The 18,258-nt window shown below is 42.8% G+C and carries 12 protein-coding genes and 2 pseudogenes; 9 read left to right on the top strand and 5 right to left on the bottom strand.

From position 1 onward, the window contains the following. Nucleotides 1–201: 201 nt before the first annotated feature. The gene (locus V7K73_RS00755; protein ID WP_334876218.1) at nt 202–1,209 is read right to left on the bottom strand and encodes a sensor histidine kinase; all 1,008 of its coding nucleotides are present in this window, start codon (nt 1,207–1,209) and stop codon (nt 202–204) included. Between the two features lie 104 nt (nt 1,210–1,313). Here V7K73_RS00755 and V7K73_RS00750 point away from each other — a divergent pair, with 104 nt between their 5' ends. Further along, a complete protein-coding gene (locus tag V7K73_RS00750; RefSeq protein ID WP_334876216.1) occupies nt 1,314–1,478 on the top strand; it encodes a hypothetical protein in 165 nt (54 codons plus the stop codon). A gap of 195 nt (nt 1,479–1,673) precedes the next feature. Here the strand turns inward: V7K73_RS00750 and V7K73_RS00745 are convergent, their stop codons facing one another. Further along, nucleotides 1,674–2,780, bottom strand: coding sequence for an amidohydrolase family protein (locus V7K73_RS00745; RefSeq protein WP_334876214.1), 1,107 nt, complete (start codon nt 2,778–2,780; stop codon nt 1,674–1,676). Between the two features lie 1,107 nt (nt 2,781–3,887). Between V7K73_RS00745 and V7K73_RS00735 the strand changes: the two genes are divergently transcribed. After that, complete coding sequence (locus V7K73_RS00735; RefSeq protein WP_334876212.1) at nt 3,888–4,019, top strand: hypothetical protein; 132 nt, start codon at nt 3,888–3,890, stop codon at nt 4,017–4,019. A 509-nt stretch (nt 4,020–4,528) separates the two neighbouring features. On the opposite strand, the gene glgX is transcribed toward V7K73_RS00735, so the two are convergent. Then, nucleotides 4,529–6,619 carry a glycogen debranching protein GlgX gene (gene glgX / locus V7K73_RS00730; protein WP_334876210.1) on the bottom strand — a complete coding sequence of 697 codons (2,091 nt, stop codon included), beginning with the start codon at nt 6,617–6,619 and terminating at the stop codon, nt 4,529–4,531. Between the two features lie 614 nt (nt 6,620–7,233). Next, nucleotides 7,234–7,401, bottom strand: a complete 168-nt coding sequence (locus tag V7K73_RS00725; protein ID WP_334876208.1) for a hypothetical protein — start codon at nt 7,399–7,401, stop codon at nt 7,234–7,236. A gap of 52 nt (nt 7,402–7,453) precedes the next feature. Between V7K73_RS00725 and V7K73_RS00720 the strand changes: the two are divergent. The 7 genes and pseudogenes from V7K73_RS00720 (at nt 7,454) to ppk1 (ending at nt 17,630) form a co-directional block, all read left to right on the top strand. Beyond that, a pseudogene (locus tag V7K73_RS00720) lies at nt 7,454–8,984 on the top strand (hypothetical protein). 598 nt (nt 8,985–9,582) lie between these two features. Then, nucleotides 9,583–11,217 carry an alpha-D-glucose phosphate-specific phosphoglucomutase gene (locus tag V7K73_RS00715; RefSeq protein ID WP_334876206.1) on the top strand — a complete coding sequence of 545 codons (1,635 nt, stop codon included), beginning with the start codon at nt 9,583–9,585 and terminating at the stop codon, nt 11,215–11,217. A gap of 58 nt (nt 11,218–11,275) precedes the next feature. Then, entirely contained in the window at nt 11,276–13,807 is a 2,532-nt protein-coding gene (locus tag V7K73_RS00710) for a glycogen/starch/alpha-glucan phosphorylase (RefSeq protein ID WP_334876204.1), read from the top strand. Between the two features lie 235 nt (nt 13,808–14,042). Further along, entirely contained in the window at nt 14,043–14,282 is a 240-nt protein-coding gene (locus V7K73_RS29735; protein WP_442936718.1) for a DUF1816 domain-containing protein, read from the top strand. Next, nucleotides 14,254–14,361, top strand: a pseudogene (locus V7K73_RS29730) (histidine phosphatase family protein); the annotation flags it as partial. The gene V7K73_RS29735 and the pseudogene V7K73_RS29730, both read left to right, overlap by 29 nt. 135 nt (nt 14,362–14,496) lie before the next feature. Further along, entirely contained in the window at nt 14,497–15,318 is an 822-nt protein-coding gene (pstB, locus tag V7K73_RS00700) for a phosphate ABC transporter ATP-binding protein PstB (RefSeq protein ID WP_334876202.1), read from the top strand. Between the two features lie 287 nt (nt 15,319–15,605). Beyond that, nucleotides 15,606–17,630 (top strand): polyphosphate kinase 1, encoded by a 2,025-nt coding sequence (gene ppk1, locus V7K73_RS00695; protein ID WP_334876200.1) that lies wholly within the window; start codon nt 15,606–15,608, stop codon nt 17,628–17,630. Nucleotides 17,631–17,875: 245 nt separating this feature from the next. Here the strand turns inward: ppk1 and V7K73_RS00690 are convergent, their stop codons facing one another. After that, nucleotides 17,876–18,052 carry an FAD-dependent oxidoreductase gene (locus tag V7K73_RS00690; protein ID WP_334876198.1) on the bottom strand — a complete coding sequence of 59 codons (177 nt, stop codon included), beginning with the start codon at nt 18,050–18,052 and terminating at the stop codon, nt 17,876–17,878. Nucleotides 18,053–18,258 lie beyond the last annotated feature (206 nt).

Below are 18,258 nucleotides of genomic sequence, written 5' to 3'. Positions count from 1 at the left end.
CCTAACCTTGGTTACCGTTATGCTTTGGAAATACTAACATATAGTTGATTTTTAGCAAGTCTAAACATTTTGGTAGTGGTAAATCTGTAGTGATAATAGAGATTTAGTAACTAAAATTATTTCTTTTTATCCAAAGCTAAAAAGACTAGAAAAATAGTTGGAGTTTACATAAGTGAGCGCAGCGAAGATGGAGCTAGAAGATTATGTAGTGGGGAGAGGGGAGGAGGCTAAGGGTAAATCAATTGAGAACACACATCCTTGATGGGGGACATCGCGAACTGAGAGTATACCCTTGTTTAGCGACACGGCGCGTCGTGAAATTGTAAGCCCAATCCCCAATCCTGATTTATCTGTTCCCATCTGAGAAAAAGGCTTAAAGAGTTCTTCCGCCTCACCAGGCGGGAGTCCTCCACATTGATCCTCTATTTCAAGCAAAACACGCCCACCTACAGCCTTACTGCGTATCCATACAATCCCACCCTGCTTGGTGAACTTAATGGCATTTTGAACCAGATTCGATAGGGCAGATATTATTAGGTGACGATCTATTAAAACCTCCAATTCGGGCGCTACCTCAACACGCACCTCAATTGATTTCGCACTTGCTTCAAACCATGCAGTAGCCTCAACTTCACTGACTAGGTGAATAACTCGACATCTCTGATATTGGACAGTTGGTTCGTTCCACAGTCGCACCTCAACAAGTGAACGATCAATAATGTCTCTCATACGCCTATGGGCATTTTCAAGAATACGAGATGTACTTCCATTGGTTCCGACTTTCCCTGTGATTATAAGTTGGGAAGCTAAAGTAGCGGAGGTCAACGCATTTCGCAACTCATGTGCTAGAAATCCAAGACGCTGAACCTCATCCCGCTCTGCATTCTCGCGCTGACCTCGATTAAACTCTGTAACCGCTTCAGCGATAGCGATATCGAGGCAGAAATTTAATCGATTGAATTCACGAGGGGATGCTGTTTCACTACTATTCTCCTGAATATACTGAGTGATAGCTTGACAAAGAGCGCCGTAGCCATGAACAACCTGAGAAATGCTGTAGCCAAGTTTTAATGACTCTTTCCCCCGGCGCTCTGCGGAGGCTCTGTGAACACTTTCTATAGAATTGTTATGTGCTTCCCCAGATTCATCTATATCAGCACGTAATACCTCAATGAGTTCATCATAGAACACAGGTAATCCTTTTTCCATTTCGTCGCTCGAACTTCTGGAATCAGCAAGACGCGCGATCTTTTTTGAACACAAGGCGAGAATTTCGTCACGTTCTGCTAAGAGAAATTCATGTAACATTATGAATGTTCTTAATTTTAGACTTATTCTACCATCAGGAGATCGCTAGAACAGCGATTGCCCAAGGGGCAGTGGCAGAGCCAATCGCACCCACCCCAATCCACCCCAGAACAATCTCCCATCCCCTCGCCGAGGCTCAGTATTTAACCCATGAGTTTCTTGTTAATTAATGTAAATATTTATCAATTATCGTCCGAAAGCGATCGCTCATAAGAGTAACTAGCAACTTGGATTATATCTGCGAAACAGGCTTCAAGAACTAAATATTTTCTCTTCTGCTTTCTCCTGAAAAATCGTCAGGACAACAAAAGGAATTTAAGGAGAGGGAATGGCGATCGCTTTGTCGGTTAATTCCTCAAAGAGAGTTATATTGACTCCACCCCAACTGCTTCACCACAGCTACCCGACTGCTCCACACCACTGGTATCGGATAGGCCCAGGCGGAATACGCGGTTGCTCGTCTTCCAGAACACCTGTTGGCGCTCAGCCGGGCTCGGAAGCACGTCTTCGACGATCTGCACATGCTCTTTGATCCCGTATGGAATCGGGCCGTAATCGGAGCCGAACACCACTCGGTCTACACCGCACATCTCAACCGCGGCGCGTAGTCCAATTGGGTTGAACCCCACGCAGTCGACCAGGATGTTGGTCTTGAAATAGTCAAATGGCGACCGCTTGTTCGTGTATGGCTTGCCGGCCGGCGGGTTGCGGATACCGTTGTAGTTGAGGTGCCAATTGAATTCGAGGCGTCCAAGGACCGAGGCGAGTCCGCCGCCCATGTGGACGATCAGCACCTGCAGCTTCGGGTGGCGATCGAACACGCCGGAGCCGATCATCCGGGCACCGTTCACGGTCGAGTCGAAGGGTCGGCCAACCGCCTCGTTGAGGCGGTATTGCATAAGCGCCTCGTGCCCGATTGACTGCATCGGTGGATGGATATGCACCACGATGTCATTCGCTTCCGCAAACTCCCACAGCCATTCCGCCTTGGGGCTGTCGAGGAAGGCGCGGTGCGCGCCGTCGCCGTAACTGGACGAAACCGCAATCGCCAAGGCGGCGCCTTGGCGGATCATGTCCTCGACAATCGGCCGACAGTCCTCTTCGAGCGCGTGTGCGTTGGCCATCAGCTCGAACTCGCCGGGATAGCGATCCCTGATCTCTAGGTATTCGTCGTTCAGGATCTTGAGGGCGTCGCCCGTGCTGACTTGAAGTAGGTCCCGCGCAAACCATTCCACCTCGCCACCATTGCTAGCAAGGCTGAGAGTAACGCCGCCCTCGCGCTGCTTGGGCATGGCGTAGTCCAAATCGAAAAACTCGCGATAGCAGATCAAGTCCTTATCGTTGGCCTGCGGGAATGGTTGTTTCGGGTCGTACAGACCTGACTCCGCCATTTTGGCGGCGAGCTTGGGTCCGATCGGATGCCGGTGGGTATCGACGATTGCCCGGTGTTCCGTTCCGTTTGGGGGTGTCATGAGTTTGTTTCCTTTATTGCAATTTGTCTGCACGATGGTCAAACAATTTTGGATTTTGGATTTGCGATAGCGGAGCGTTAGCGAGTCCGCGTTCGCTTTTAGCGTCTCGTAGAGAGCGTCTTTTGGATTAACCTCGCCCACAAGGGGAGAAGGCTTGATAGCGTTGGCGAAGCCTCTCGTAGAGAAGCGTTAGCGAGTCATCTCCCAAGGGGAGACGCTAAGAGCGAACGAGCGTCAGATTTAGGAGCAATGGGATTTTAGATTTATTCCGCCCACAAGGGGGAGCCACTGCGGTGGACGGGTTTCCCGGCATAAAGCAAGTGGCGTCGGGGCATGAACCAAAAATTCTTTTAATCCAAAATCTAAAATCGCTAGTCAAGAAACTTGATTTTTCGCTCTTGTTTTCTGAGCCAGACCCGTTAATCGTCGAATTTAAGAAACTTAGCTTTTAGCTTTGTCTGAACCGAGTCAAGTTTCGATTGAATCGAGAGCTATGGTTTCTTTTGCTCTAAATTGAATGTTTACAAAATTTGCCCAATATAATATCTACCTGTAGAATGTTTTAGTAGAACTTATACAAATCACACGCGATTTCATTTGCTTGCTAAAACATAATTGCTCTTACCAATAACTTCCTAGAGAAGCGTCGCAGGCGAACTTTCACCGCTTTCTTTAGGCAAAGATATTGCACATAAGCGCGATTCGTCCGCTGTCGCCCAACGTCTACCCCACTCAGGGTAAGCGCATCTCAAATCCTATTGACAAGCGGATAAAGATGCATCATTATTTTGGGATAAACAAGCAGCAAGAATCATCAGCATATAATTATTATCCATAGCTGCTCGATTCGATTTTGACGATTACTACGTTGAAAAGATTGCTCCAAATTCAAAACATTAAGTGCAATCCGTCGCAGCAATGCCAAGTTCTGTGGAGCATGACCAGTACGGACGCGACAAGCATCTTCAGCAAAAGTGACATCTAGAGTCCAATGTTGGGCTTTTTTGTGTTCCCGATGGCTGCGATCGTTGCTACTGTGTTTACTGATTCGAGTCGCTACTGAAGCATTCAGTTTGGTTTAACCGTATTATATACCGTACTAAATTTTTGCCATCTTGTTGCAGATTTGATGGTGCAACCGATCGCTTGGTATCAGGTTGTGCTTATGCTGATTTTGTTCATCATCGGTCTGTTAATCAACCTTGTTTCCTTCCAGTGGATGAAACTTCGGCTGGTTAAGAGACCTCCAAAGAATAAATTATCCCAAAAAGAACAAGAGACAGAATTTATTCAAGAATAATGATATATGGGTAGAGGCATACAGATGCATACTTCTACTACAGCCAATTTATATGTTGTAAATATTTTTTTAAATGGAATTACACCATAGGACAGATAAACGCTCAAAAGTTATTAGATAAAGGTTAAAAATAAAATATCTTAGTAAAACTTGTACAACTTATACACCAATCAAACGCTTGGTTAAACATGATTTCTAACATTAGAGTGTCATACTAACCTTCATCAACAAATTGACAAAGTTTAGTGAAATATATGCTTAATAAAGCTTTATTAACGAGTCCTCGCAAATTGAGTATATCTACAACAATCAGTCAATCGATGATAAGTAAGCATTTTTGCCCTAACTGTTCAGACATTTTACTCCGTCATGTGCGTTTGGGAGAACTTTACTGGCGCTGTAGTTACTGCTATCAGGAAATGCCCGTTTAGAAAACGGGGGTGGTAGGCTAACGTGCCATCAGCACCACCACTGACCGCCTCTCAGCTTGATATTCTTGAGATGCAATTAAGGGTGCAGTTTTCAAATTGGAGAAATCTTGAGGAGATGGCAAAGCAGTATCTACAATTTGATGCCAGCCTTCTCCACTACCCAAAAGTGGTAATTCAAATGTCAACGGCTGCCAATAAAGATTGAGGATAATATGTAGATGCTCATTAAATTTTGGGTGACGCAGGGTGAATGCCAGACTACGAGAATCATTCCCCCAATCAGGCTGCTTTAGTTTTGTACCATGCCAGATGATGTGTGGCTTACGAGAGCCATGAGTAACACTGAGAAGTTTCTTTTGTCGAAAGATTTTTAAGGATTGGATAAAGTGAATCAGTCCTCGAACGAAGCGCAATAAATCTTGGTGTTTTTCGATACTGCTCCAGTCAAACCAACTCAGTTCATTGTCTTGGCAGTAACCATTGTTATTCCCCTTTTGCGATCGCCTAATCTCATCTCCCATGAGCAACATCGGCGTTCCTTGGGAACATAAAAGGATGGTGAAGAAGTTTTTGATTTGTCGCAAGCGCAGTATTTCGATTTCTGGATCGTCCGTAACCCCCTCTACGCCACAATTCCAACTATTGTTGTTGTTTGTGCCGTCACTGTTATTTTCCCCATTAGCTTCGTTGTACTTGTAGTTGTAAGAAACTAAATCATTTAAGGTGAAACCATCGTGACAGGTAATAAAGTTAATACTATGATTCGGTTCGTAGTCTGGTCGTAAGTAGATATCTGGGCTACCCATGACGCGAGCCGCTAACTGACTTACTATACCGCGATCGCTTTTTACAAAACGGCGCACATCATCGCGGTAAGGTCCATTCCATTCTGCAAAGCGATCGCTGCTACCTTCTAAAAAGCTTCCTACTTGGTATAGTCCAGCCGCGTCCCAAGCTTCAGCAATTACCTTGGTTCCCGCTAAAACTGGGTCTGTTTCTATCGCCCAGAGAACAGGTGAATCGGCAAAGGGTTGACCTAATTTGCTCCGAGATAAGACAGATGCTAAATCAAAGCGGAAACCGTCTACGTGCATTTCGGCTACCCAGTAGTATAAACTATCTAAAATCATCCGCGTAACCATCGGATGATTCGCTTTCAAAGTATTACCGCAACCACTGTAATTACTATATTCAGCTTGGTTTGCTTCCAGAAGATAATAAGCCTGGTTGTCTAATCCCTTAAATGACAATGTTGGCCCATCCTGGCTACCTTCTGCCGTATGGTTAAAGACAACATCTAAAATCACCTCAATCCCGGCGCGGTGAAGGGCTTTGACCAGATCGCGAAATTCATTTATGGGGTCTAGGCGATCGCTACGGGAACTGTAATCGCTGTGGGGTGCAAAGAAGCTGATCGTACTGTAGCCCCAGTAGTTCTTGTGACTAGGACGTGCATCATCAGGATCAAACTGATGAATTGGTAATAATTCAACTGCGGTTATTCCTAATTCCTGCAAATAAGGAATTTTCTCAATCAGTCCTGCATACTTACCGCGTTTTTCGGAAGACACACCAGAAGATGGATGACGAGTAAAACCATCTACGTGCAGTTCATAAATGACTGTTGTTGCATAAGGAATCCGTAAGGGAAGATCCCCCTCCCAGTCGTAGGTTTTGGGATCTGGTGCTACCACCGCCCGTAGCGCTTGGGCGCAATTATCCTTGCCAAAACAGCTAGCAGCTTCACGACTATAATTATCCCAACCTGCTACCGCTCGCGCATAGGGGTCAAGTAGTACCTTACTGCTATCAAACCTTAGTCCTTGATCTGGCGCATAAAGTCCATACGCCCGATAAGCGTAAACTTGCCCAGCACCAATATTTGAGACTAAGATATGCCAATAGTAGAAGGTTTTATTATGCTTTTTGTGTAGCTGAATTACACGGCTGGGTTGGGCTGAATTTGGCTCATCAAAGAGCAATAATTCCAGTCCAGTACAACTTTTAGAGAATACCGAAAAATTGACACCATTAGGAGTAACTGTAGCGCCAATTGGAAAAGGTTGACCTGGCAAAATATCAAGAAGCATTTTGGTAAAAAGGGACATAAAAAATCATAAATAGGTTAATAGTTGGTTAATATTTAACTGAGTTTATGCCAGTTTTTATAACTAAAATGCAAATATTTATAACTAATCTATTTTTTTAGATATAACACTAAACTTATAGCGTAATTTATTTAACTTCTAAACTATATTTTCTCTACCCTTGGTTAGATGTTAAAGTTAGAAGATATATCAGAATATAGGTACTTATAGCGTATGTACTGCATATTCACCCTTTTAATCCAGACATCAGGTAATTTTAAACAAGATAGTAGTGAATAGTGAAGTGCGGACAATAGGATTGGGTTAGCTAAAAATCGAGATTTTTGTAATGGGGAAAGATCGATTTTTTGACTCAATTACTTCAGGGTCTTGTTAATTGCTAACCTTATGCAAACTGTATTGGAAGTAGCTGATTGTGTAAGTAAACCGCGACTAAAACCGTAGTTATCGATTGATATCCGCTTAACTATTTTGAGATTGATCAATGTAGTACCCAATGGTAGATGCACTGTACTACATCACTTCTTTGATATTCATATTTAGTCTTGAAACATCGGGTTTTAAAACTGTGTAGACGCTCAGATAACTCTGAGCGTCGGCGGATCGACTTCTGCCTACAGCCCTTTGGGCATCCTACGGTAGGCGCTAGCTTCTCTCTTTGGAATAATAGGAGACACCCGTCGTAAGATGCCCGTACCCCGACTCAAAAGCCAAGCTATGCGTAGCGTCTCCTGTCTTGAGAAGGGCTGTAGGGCGATCGCAAGCGGCTTGTCTTCAGACATCGCGTGTTCAAAGATTCTTTAACTAAAAATAGATTAGTAGGATTCAAAATCTATGACTATTTCTCCTTCTAAGCCCAAGTCTTCAGATTTAAAACAAGACAAATCTGCCACACTTAGTACTGAAGAACTGCGTCAGATAAATGCTTACTGGCGTGCATGCAACTATCTAGCTCTAGGCATGATATATTTGCAGGACAACCCACTGCTAAAAGAACCCCTCAAGCCAGAACACATCAAAAATCGCCTGTTAGGACACTGGGGTACAAGTCCCGGTTTGAGCTTTATCTACGTTCATCTCAACCGTTTAATCAAGAAATATGATTTGGACGTGATTTACATCGCAGGCCCCGGTCATGGCGCTCCGGGCATCCTTGGGCCGACATACTTAGAAGGAACCTATTCTGAGGTTTATCCTGATAAGAGCGAGGACGAGGAAGGTATGCTGAAGTTTTTCAAACAGTTCTCCTTTCCTGGTGGAATTGGTAGTCATTGCACACCTGAAACTCCTGGCTCGATTCATGAAGGCGGCGAGTTAGGTTACAGCCTCTCCCACGCCTACGGTGCTGCTTTCGATAACCCGCATTTGATTGTGACGGCAGTTGTTGGTGATGGTGAAGCAGAAACTGGGCCTCTGGCAACGGCTTGGCATTCCAATAAATTTATCAACCCCATTCGGGATGGTGCAGTTTTACCAATACGCCAAATGGCTGGAAATCAGCAAAAATGAAGTTGCTTGGCGATCGCCTGTTTCTTCTGAGAATATCTTACTATCCTCTACTGTTTGGCGACAAGACAATAACGGTTTTAGCCACCAAGATCCAGGATTCATAGATTTGGTTACTAATAAGAGTGCTGAAGTTACCCGGATTTATCTACCTCCCGATGCTAACTGTCTACTTTCTGTAGCCGATCATTGCCTACGTAGCACCAACTACGTCAACGTCATCGTTGCAGATAAGCAAAAACACCTCCAGTTTCTCAACATAGAAGAAGCGATCGCACATTGCACTAAAGGCATCGGTATTTGGGACTGGGCAAGCAATGACCATCATGGGCAAGAACCCGATCTTCCTGATGTCGTCATGGCATCTTGTGGAGATGTTGTGACTATGGAAGCCTTAGCTGCAACTGCCATTTTAAGAGATGAGTTCCCCGACCTCAAGGTGCGGTTTATTAATGTTGTTGACTTGTACAAGTTGCAACCAGATACAGAACATCCACATGGATTATCAGACTGGGATTTCGATAGTCTTTTCACCACAGATAAGCCTGTAATTTTCAACTTCCACGGCTATCCTTGGCTGATTCACAAACTTGCTTATCATCGGACTAACCATCAAAATATTCATGTGCGCGGCTACAAGGAAAAGGGCAGCATTAACACACCACTTGAGTTAGCGATCAACAACCAAGTTGATCGGTTCAATCTGGTGATTGACGTGATTGATCGGGTTCCAAAGCTGGGTTCTGCTGCTGTCTATGTTAGAGAACGCATGAAGAACGAAATTATTAACAACCGGAATTATGCTCACAAGCACGGTATTGATCAGCCAGAAATCGTCAACTGGAAATGGCCTTACTAAAATAATTCGTAATTCGTAATTCGTAGCACTAAGGTTTGTAGTTGCGTTTTAGCGCACTGGTCTTAAAGGTTGTTTGAAAAGTATTTAGCTGTGATTTTAGGCACTTGTTGATCCCCCCTAACCCCCCTTTTTAAGGGGGGAACTGGAATCAAAGTCCCCCCTTAAAAAGGGGGGATTTAAGGGGATCTAAAACATTTTGCTACTAAGAAAAGGACTTTTCAAACATCCTCTTATATATCGATCGCATCTGCAAATAAAAAATCAACCCTTTAGAGCTAAAAGGTTTTAAATAATGAGTTCACCAAAACTTGTCGCTATCGGGCAAAGTGTAACGGTGCTGCAAGCCTTGGCATGTACACTCAGGAAATGGAAAAGAGTACAGAGCTAGCACTGGCTGGCTATAAAGCTTCACAATCGCAATCACAATTATCTCGTCAGGACTAAGAATGTAGAGACGTATCAGTGCTACGTCTCTACAAGGGTTCTGCATAACGCATATTTAAATTCGGTCGATGTCTAAAAGTTTAATACGTGGCAATTTTTGTTGTAACAAACTTATGCAAAGCTGTAAGAGAAAATGCCTTGTTAAAGATTATCTATGAATATGCGTAAAGTCTCTACGACTCCCTTCCCCGATCAAAAGCCCGGTACTTCTGGACTGCGGAAAGCAGTTAAAGCTTTTCAGCAGCCCCACTACCTGGAAAATTTTATCCAATCTATCTTTGATTCTGTAGGGGACTTGGGGGGGCAAACTCTAGTCCTGGGTGGTGATGGTCGTTATTACAATCGCCAAGCCATTCAAATCATTTTGAAAATGGCTGCGGCTAATGGCATTGGGCGGATTAAAGTTGGTCAAGGGGGGATTTTATCTACTCCTGCGACTTCCGCTATTATTCGCAAGTATCAGGCATTTGGTGGCATCATCTTGTCTGCAAGTCATAATCCGGGCGGGCCAAATGGTGACTTTGGCGTGAAATATAACATCAATAATGGTGGCCCAGCGCCGGAAAAGGTGACAGAGGCGATCTATGATCGCAGTAAAATCATTGATAGCTACCAAATTCTCGAAGCACCAGATGTAGATTTAGAAACTTTAGGTGAGTCACATTTGGCAGAGACGGTAGTTGAGGTGATTGACTCTGTACACGATTATGAAGAGTTAATGGAGTCCCTGTTTGATTTTGAAGGGATTCACCAACTGTTAACCAGAGGAAATTTTCGGATTAGCATCGATGCCTTACACGCGGTAGCTGGCCCCTATGCCCATGCCATTTTTGAGCAACGTTTGGGCGCACCAGTGGGAACTGTATGTAATGGTACACCCCTAGAAGACTTTGGCGGCGGACATCCTGACCCAAATTTAGTTTATGCCCATGAGTTGGTGGATATTTTGTACGGCGAGGATGCGCCTGATTTTGGGGCAGCTTTTGATGGAGATGGCGATCGCAATATGATCTTAGGGCGTAAGTTCTTTGTCACTCCTAGCGATAGCCTCGCAGTATTAGCCGCCAACGCCAAGCTAGTCCCTGGTTATAGTTCGGGTTTAGCAGGAGTAGCGCGATCGATGCCTACTAGTCAAGCAGTGGATCGAGTCGCCGCTCAAATTGGCATTGAATCCTATGAAACCCCCACTGGTTGGAAGTTCTTCGGCAATCTTTTAGACGCAGGTAAAGCGACTCTCTGCGGTGAAGAAAGCTTTGGTACCGGCTCTAACCATATCCGCGAAAAAGATGGGCTATGGGCTGTTCTCTTCTGGCTGAATATCCTAGCAGTACGACAACAATCTGTTGAGCAGATTGTCCGGGAACACTGGCAGACTTATGGACGCAATTATTACTCGCGCCATGACTATGAAGAGATAGAGACAGCGCCAGCTAATAACTTAATAGAAAGACTGCGTTCTTTGTTGCCAACTCTCAAAGGCAAGCAGTTCGGTAATTATGAAGTTGAATACAGTGATAACTTTAGTTATACCGACCCTGTTGATGGCAGCGTGAGCGAAAAACAAGGTGTTCGCATTGGCTTTACCGATGGCTCCCGAATTGTGGTGCGACTTTCTGGTACGGGTACTCAAGGTGCAACCCTTAGAGTTTATCTAGAAAGCTACGAGCCAGATCCGGCAAAACATGATCTCGATCCACAGCAAGCACTTGTTTCTTTAATCACCATTGTTGAGGAGATAGCCCAGATCCGCGAACTGACAGGACGAGAACAGCCAACTGTGATTACTTAGTGCTGAGTTAGGAGTTATTTCCTCCTTCCCTACTCCCCATTCCCCACAGGAAATAATTATGACGACATTTCAGAAATCTCCAATACTGCAAAATTTGCAATTTGAAGACGATCGCACAGGGTTAAGTATAGAAACCCTCAAACGGGCGCTTGCTGATAATCTTTTTTACATTCAGGGTAAGTTTCCGGCTGCGGCCACGCCCAATGATTATTACATGGCTTTGGCTTACACAGTACGCGATCGCATTTTACAACGCTGGTTCAACACCGTAGAAACTTACATTAAAAAAGGTGTCAAAGTTGTCTGTTATCTATCAGCAGAATTCCTCTTGGGGCCGCACTTGAGTAACAACTTAATCAACTTGGGAATTTACGACCAAGTGCGCCAAGCAGTTGAGGAATCTGGGCTAGACTTTGTACAATTGCGCGAACTTGAAGAGGAACCAGGCTTAGGCAATGGTGGGTTAGGTCGTCTCGCCGCCTGTTATATGGACTCACTTTCGACTTTAGAAATCCCTGCAATTGGCTATGGAATTCGCTACGAATTTGGGATCTTTGACCAAGAAATTCGGGATGGTTGGCAAGTTGAAATCACTGATAAATGGCTGCGTTTCGGCAATCCTTGGGAAATTCCTCGTCCAGAGGAAACCATAGATGTCAAGTTCGGCGGTTACACTGAAGCCTATAACGATGAAAAGGGTCACTATCGGGTACGTTGGATTCCCCATAATGTTGTTAAAGGTGTTCCCTACGATACACCCATACTCGGTTATAAAGTCAACACTGCCAATACCTTACGTCTGTGGAAAGCTGAAGCTCCTGAATCCTTTGAATTTCAGGCGTTTAATGTCGGTGACTACTACGGTGCAGTGAACAAAAAGGTGGTTTCAGAAAATATTACCAAAGTTCTCTATCCTAATGATGAGTTAATTCAAGGTAAGGAACTGCGCTTAGAACAACAATATTTTTTCGTTTCTTGTTCCCTGCAAGACATGATCCGTCTTCACTTACGAAAAGAAGAAAGCTTAAATAACTTTCACCAGTCTTATGCTGTGCAACTCAATGACACCCACCCATCCATCGGTGTTGCTGAATTGATGCGGTTGTTGGTAGATGAACATCAGCTAGATTGGGATCAGGCTTGGCAAATCACCCAAAACACTTTCGGCTACACTAACCATACTCTGTTGCCAGAAGCTTTAGAAAAGTGGTCTTTAAGCTTATTTAATAGTTTACTGCCCAGGCATTTACAAATTATTTATGAAATCAATCAGCGTTTTCTTGGCCAAGTTCGCGCTAAATATCCTGATGATGGCGATCGCCTAGCGCGGCTATCATTGATTGATGAGACTGGTGAAAAGTATGTCCGCATGGCAAACCTAGCAAGTGTTGGCTCTCATGCGATTAATGGTGTCGCCGCCTTACATACAGAGTTACTCAAGCGTGATGTTCTCCGCGATTTTTACGAATTTTGCCCTGAGAAGTTTAGCAACAAGACCAATGGTGTCACACCACGCCGTTGGATAGTAGTAAGTAATCCCCAACTGACTAACTTAATCAGTCGCAAAATTGGTACAAATTGGATTAATCACTTAGACGATCTTAAGCAACTCGAAGCCTTTGTTGAAGATGCTAATTTTCGTCGAGAATGGCGGCAGATTAAGCAGGATATTAAGGGCAATTTGGCAGAATATATTAAGACAACCAATTGTATTGAAGTGAATCCAGAATCGCTGTTTGATATTCAGGTGAAGCGATTGCATGAGTATAAGCGGCAACATCTGAATGTGCTGTACATTATCACGCTCTACAACCGCATCAAGCACGATCCCAGCATTGAAATTACACCTCGCACATTTATTTTTGGTGGTAAAGCTGCTCCTGGCTACTTCATTGCGAAACTGATTATTAAATTAATCAACGCCGTTGGTGATGTTGTTAATAATGACCCTGATGTGCGCGATCGCTTGAAAGTAATATTCTTACCAGATTACAATGTGAGGCTTGGTCAACGAGTTTATCCAGCCGCCGACCTTTCAGAACAAATCTCTACTGCTGGTAAAGAAGCTTCTGGTACTGGCAATATGAAATTTGCCATGAATGGGGCGCTGACTATTGGCACACTTGATGGTGCTAATATCGAAATCCGCGAAGAAGTGGGAAATGAAAACTTCTTCTTATTTGGATTGACAACCGAAGAAGTATATGATTTAAAATCCAAAGGTTATAACCCTTGGGATTATTACAATAACAATCCTCAACTGAAAGAAGCGATCGACCTGATCAATTCCGGATTTTTCTCTCATGGTGATACTAATCTGTTCCGTCCATTAGTAGACTCGCTATTGCACCAAGACCAATATATGCTGTTTGCAGATTACCAGTCCTATCTTGACTCTCAAGACCAGGTTAATCAAGCTTACCGTGACCCGGAACACTGGACGCGGATGTCAATTCTCAATACAGCACGGATGGGCAAATTCTCTTCTGACCGAGCCATCCAAGAATATTGTCAAGAAATCTGGAATACGGTACCAGTAAATATTGAACTAGCAGAATATGTTCAAGCCAAGGCTGGTTTAAAAGTGTAGGTAAAATAATTCGTAATTCGTAATTACGAATTAGTTAAGTTTGAGTCAATCAAGTTCGTTTTGTAGTTGTGCTTTAGCGCTAAAGCACCAACTACAAACAAAATTATGTGGATGCATCCCGATTTGGCAGATTTATTTGTAGTGCGAACGCGAGAGCGTGTCCGTTGGCACAGCCTCCCGCACGGAAGGACAAACATCTTGCTCGCTGTTATTTTTTTTATCATTGGTATCTGTGATGAATTTATTTCAATCTAATCAGTTAGAGTTTGCTTGGTGGGTAGAAATTAACACCAATATTCCGCGCTGTATTTATTACTTTGGCCCTTTTGATAGTGAAAAAGAGGCACAACTTTATAAAAGTGGCTACGTTGAAGACTTATATCAGGAAGAAGCCAGGGATATCGTTGCACTAGTCAAACAATGTCAGCCTGATGTCCTGACGATTTGTGGCTTCAGTCAGTATTTTCAAATTTGATATTCATGGCCCTTTACTGCAAGTATTGGGCGATCGCTACCATCTACCAGAACATCTGCGGAATTTACCAGGCACTTAGTACAATATTTCATTAATACGAGCGCGAATTCTCTGCGTACCTTTGCGGACCTGGAGCGTTTAAATTTCAACCCTCAATTCGCCACAATTTTACGCAAAGCTTTACTTAGTCCATATAGAGCGACCAATAAAATCAATGCTAAACAATTTGACAGTTAATAACACTAGCATAGTAAATGATACTGACACCGTTTTACGCACAGAAAACCTCAACGTTTATTACGGGAAGTTTCTATCGTTGCGGAATATTTGGCTAAATATTCCCAGAAATCAGGTTACAGCTTTTATCGGCCCTTCTGGTTGTGGTAAAAGTACATTACTGCGATGCTATAACCGTCTTAACGACCTCATTGAGTCATCTCGAGTCGAAGGTAAAGTTTATTTTTACGATAAAAATTTGTATGCACCAGAAATTGATGCTGTAGAGGTGCGTCGTCGAATTGGGATGGTGTTTCAAAAAGCAAACCCGTTTCCCAAATCAATTTATGACAACGTTGCTTTTGGAGCCAGAGTCTGCGGCTACAAAGATAACATGGATGAATTGGTAGAACGGAGTCTACGCCGATCGGCTTTGTGGGATGAAGTCAAAGACAAACTGCGACAAAGTGGTTTAGCCTTATCTGGTGGTCAACAACAACGGTTGTGTATTGCGCGAGCGATCGCTGGGCAACCAGAAGTTATACTTATGGATGAACCTTGTTCCGCCCTTGATCCCCTATCCACTTTGCGGGTTGAAGAACTGATTCAGGAACTCAAAGAGCAATATACCATTGTCATTGTTACTCACAACATGCAACAAGCGGCACGAATATCTGATCAAACAGCTTTTTTCAATGTTAGCGCCACAGAAACAGGCGATCGTACTGGCTATTTGGTAGAATACGACTCAACACAAGTTATTTTCAATAACCCTAAGCAGAAAGATACAAAAGATTACGTCAGCGGTCGATTTGGTTAAATATGGGTTTTGAGAGCAAGTGTTTTGATAAATTAAGCGAATTTTGGATTTTGAATAATTCAATTCCATGATCCAAAATTTAAAAAGTCTTAGAGTCGTACAGTTAATTCATGAATTGCCCCTACAGTGTGGATCTATTTAGCATCAAAGAATGATTAATGAAAGCCTAAAACGACCTACATATTATTGGTAAATGTATACCATGATTAATTTGTACAGTGCGTAAGTTAGATTTGAATTATTTTTGATAATTGTCATGTCATACCATTCTTTTAGTAAATCCAAATATGTCTAAAGTCAAAGATATTAGTAAAACTATTAATGTGCATGACTCGGAGTACTACTTTAGTCGAGAATTAAGCTGGTTAGAATTTAACCGCCGAGTTTTACATGAGGCGTTAGATATTCGGACTCCATTACTAGAAAAACTCAAGTTTATTGCCATCTTTAGTGCTAATCTTGATGAATTTTTCATGGTTCGTGTTGCACTTCTCAAAGAACAAGTTAAAGCACAGTTAATTCAGCGAACTCCCGATGGTCGCACCCCAGAACAACAATTAGAAGCAATCGATCAATATCTGCATCCAATGGTGACTCAACAGCATCATTATTTTGAGCAGACGCTTCGACCAGAAATGACAGCGCAAGGCATTCATCTACTTAATTATGTTGACATTAATCCCGAACAGCGTAGTTACTTTCAAAAACTATTTCAAGAAAGGATTTTTCCAGTTCTCACTCCTCTAGCCGTCGATCCTAGCCATCCCTTTCCACGAATGGCGAATCTCAGTTTAAATTTAGCAGTAGTAGTAAAAGCCCCAAACACCGGAGAGAAAAAGTTTGCTAGAGTCAAAATTCCCACTATTCTACCTCGATTTATTCCCTTACCTCAAGAATTGCAAATAGATAATGGGAAATTAAATCACTGGACAGGTATGCCGATAGAGCAAGTAATTGCTCACAATTTAGAAGCTTTATTTCTTGGAATGGTCATTGAGGAATATCACCTATTTCGATTAACCCGCAATACAGATTTAGAATTAGCAGAAGAAGCCGATGACTTACTATTAGCAATTCAACAAGAGTTATATAAGCGCAAATTCATTGGCTCGGTGGTGCGGTTAGAAATTCAACCATCAATGCCTCAATCAGTACGACAGATGTTGATGACAGAAATGAAACTGATTGAGAGTGATGTTTATGAGATAGAAGGGCTGCTGAATTTAAAAGATTTGATGTCGTTTATGGTGCTACCTTTACCTGAATTTAAAGATCCACCTTGGGCATCAGTAATTCCGTCTCGTCTGCGTCATCTTCATCAACAAAGTCAAATTGCCAACTTCAATGATGAGGAAAAAAGTATTTTCTCGGTGATTCAGCAAAAAGATTTGCTAGTACATCATCCTTACGAATCCTTTGGCGCTTCTGTAGAGGAATTTATTGCTCAAGCTGCTCATGACCCTGATGTGTTGGCAATTAAAATGACACTTTATCGGACTTCGGGAGATTCGGAAATTGTCAGTTCTTTGATTACTGCGGCTGAAAATGGCAAACAAGTTGCTGTTATTTTAGAATTAAAAGCTCGCTTTGATGAAGAAAATAACATCACTTGGGCTAATAAATTAGAAAAGTCTGGTGTTCATGTAGTATACGGATTGGTGGGACTAAAGACTCATAGCAAAACTTTGCTAGTGGTGCGTCAAGAGGGAGAAAATATTCGTCGTTATTTCCATATTGGGACTGGAAATTATAATTCCAAAACAGCAAATTTATATACAGATTTAGGACTAATTAGTTGTCGAGAAGACTTAGGGGCAGATTTAACTGATTTATTTAATTATTTGACTGGTTATTCCTGTAAAGATTCTTACCGCAAGTTGCTGGTATCACCTATTAATATGCGCGCTCGCATTACTGCCCTGATCCAGCGAGAAATCGAACACTGCAAAAACGGTAATCAAGGTCATATCATCGCTAAGATGAATGCTTTGGTTGACCCCCAAATTATTGCCACTTTATACAAAGCATCTCTTGCTGGAGTACAAATTGACCTAATTGTGCGGGGTATTTGTTGTTTGCGTCCTGGTGTTCCAAAAGTTAGCGAAAATATTCGTGCGATCAGCGTGGAAGCAGTTGTACCAGTTGAAGATGATGATATTGTGCAGAATTTACAAAAAATTCTCAAAATAATGCTAGCAGATAATCGCCAAGCTTGGGAGTTGCAGCCAGATGGCTCTTACATCCAACGTTACCCTAATAAAAATGAGCCAGAACGTAGCGCTCAAAATATTTTGATAGAAATGATGCAGTAATTCTCTAATAAAAATAGGCTGTATGTACGAATGGCACAATCAGGCATATCAGCCCACGATGCAGATTTTCCTGAAAGTTAACTTATACTTTTATGTACCTTTCTAGAGAAATACTGTTGCAGTGAATTTACTGAAATGAGAAAAGTAGACCCTTGGATTTGCATTACTGGGATAATTGCTTTAGGTTCCAAGGGATGATTATCATCTACTATTCTTGTTGTTTTTATACACGTTAAGTCATCCGTTCAATGAGGCGGGAATAATCCGTTCAGCACAAGTGGCGCAAGTGTTTTCGCACAGCGATCGCGCTGTTCAATTAAAATAATCGGATGGAAATAATTTTGCTGGCTTAAGTGTAAAGCTGTAAACAGTCCAGCGAAGCCACCACCCAGGATGACTGTGGGATGAGACGCTTGCTGCATAGGTGTATGAGTTGCTGCTTTGTGAACTGCTCTTAGTATCGTGCCACCTAGCAACTCTTACAGCGAATTGCAATCAAACGTGCCACAGATAAAAGTACTAAAACCAATACTAAGCTTTGTTTTAGGATTCATTTTTGTGGCGGGTTTGATCTAAAAGTGCTGTAAATGATGCAAGAAAGCAGGCGAATTTATTCTCTACGAGACGC

This window comes from Nostoc sp., assembly GCF_036916975.1.
Classification (GTDB): Bacteria; Cyanobacteriota; Cyanobacteriia; order Cyanobacteriales; family Nostocaceae; genus Nostoc.
Note: the sequence above shows the minus strand (reverse complement) of the source record. Positions and strands in the feature narration are given on the sequence as shown.

Bases quoted from the DNA above. Each gene is read 5' to 3' on its own strand.
- V7K73_RS00755 (WP_334876218.1), bottom strand. From the start codon at position 1,209: ATGGAAAAAGGATTACCTGTGTTCTATGATGAACTCATTGAGGTATTA.
- V7K73_RS00750 (WP_334876216.1), top strand. From the start codon at position 1,314: ATGTTCTTAATTTTAGACTTATTCTACCATCAGGAGATCGCTAGAACA.
- V7K73_RS00745 (WP_334876214.1), bottom strand. From the start codon at position 2,780: ATGACACCCCCAAACGGAACGGAACACCGGGCAATCGTCGATACCCAC.
- glgX (WP_334876210.1), bottom strand. From the start codon at position 6,619: ATGTCCCTTTTTACCAAAATGCTTCTTGATATTTTGCCAGGTCAACCT.
- V7K73_RS00725 (WP_334876208.1), bottom strand. From the start codon at position 7,401: ATGTCTGAAGACAAGCCGCTTGCGATCGCCCTACAGCCCTTCTCAAGA.
- V7K73_RS00715 (WP_334876206.1), top strand. From the start codon at position 9,583: ATGAATATGCGTAAAGTCTCTACGACTCCCTTCCCCGATCAAAAGCCC.
- V7K73_RS00710 (WP_334876204.1), top strand. From the start codon at position 11,276: ATGACGACATTTCAGAAATCTCCAATACTGCAAAATTTGCAATTTGAA.
- V7K73_RS29735 (WP_442936718.1), top strand. From the start codon at position 14,043: ATGAATTTATTTCAATCTAATCAGTTAGAGTTTGCTTGGTGGGTAGAA.
- pstB (WP_334876202.1), top strand. From the start codon at position 14,497: ATGCTAAACAATTTGACAGTTAATAACACTAGCATAGTAAATGATACT.
- ppk1 (WP_334876200.1), top strand. From the start codon at position 15,606: ATGTCTAAAGTCAAAGATATTAGTAAAACTATTAATGTGCATGACTCG.
- V7K73_RS00690 (WP_334876198.1), bottom strand. From the start codon at position 18,052: ATGCAGCAAGCGTCTCATCCCACAGTCATCCTGGGTGGTGGCTTCGCT.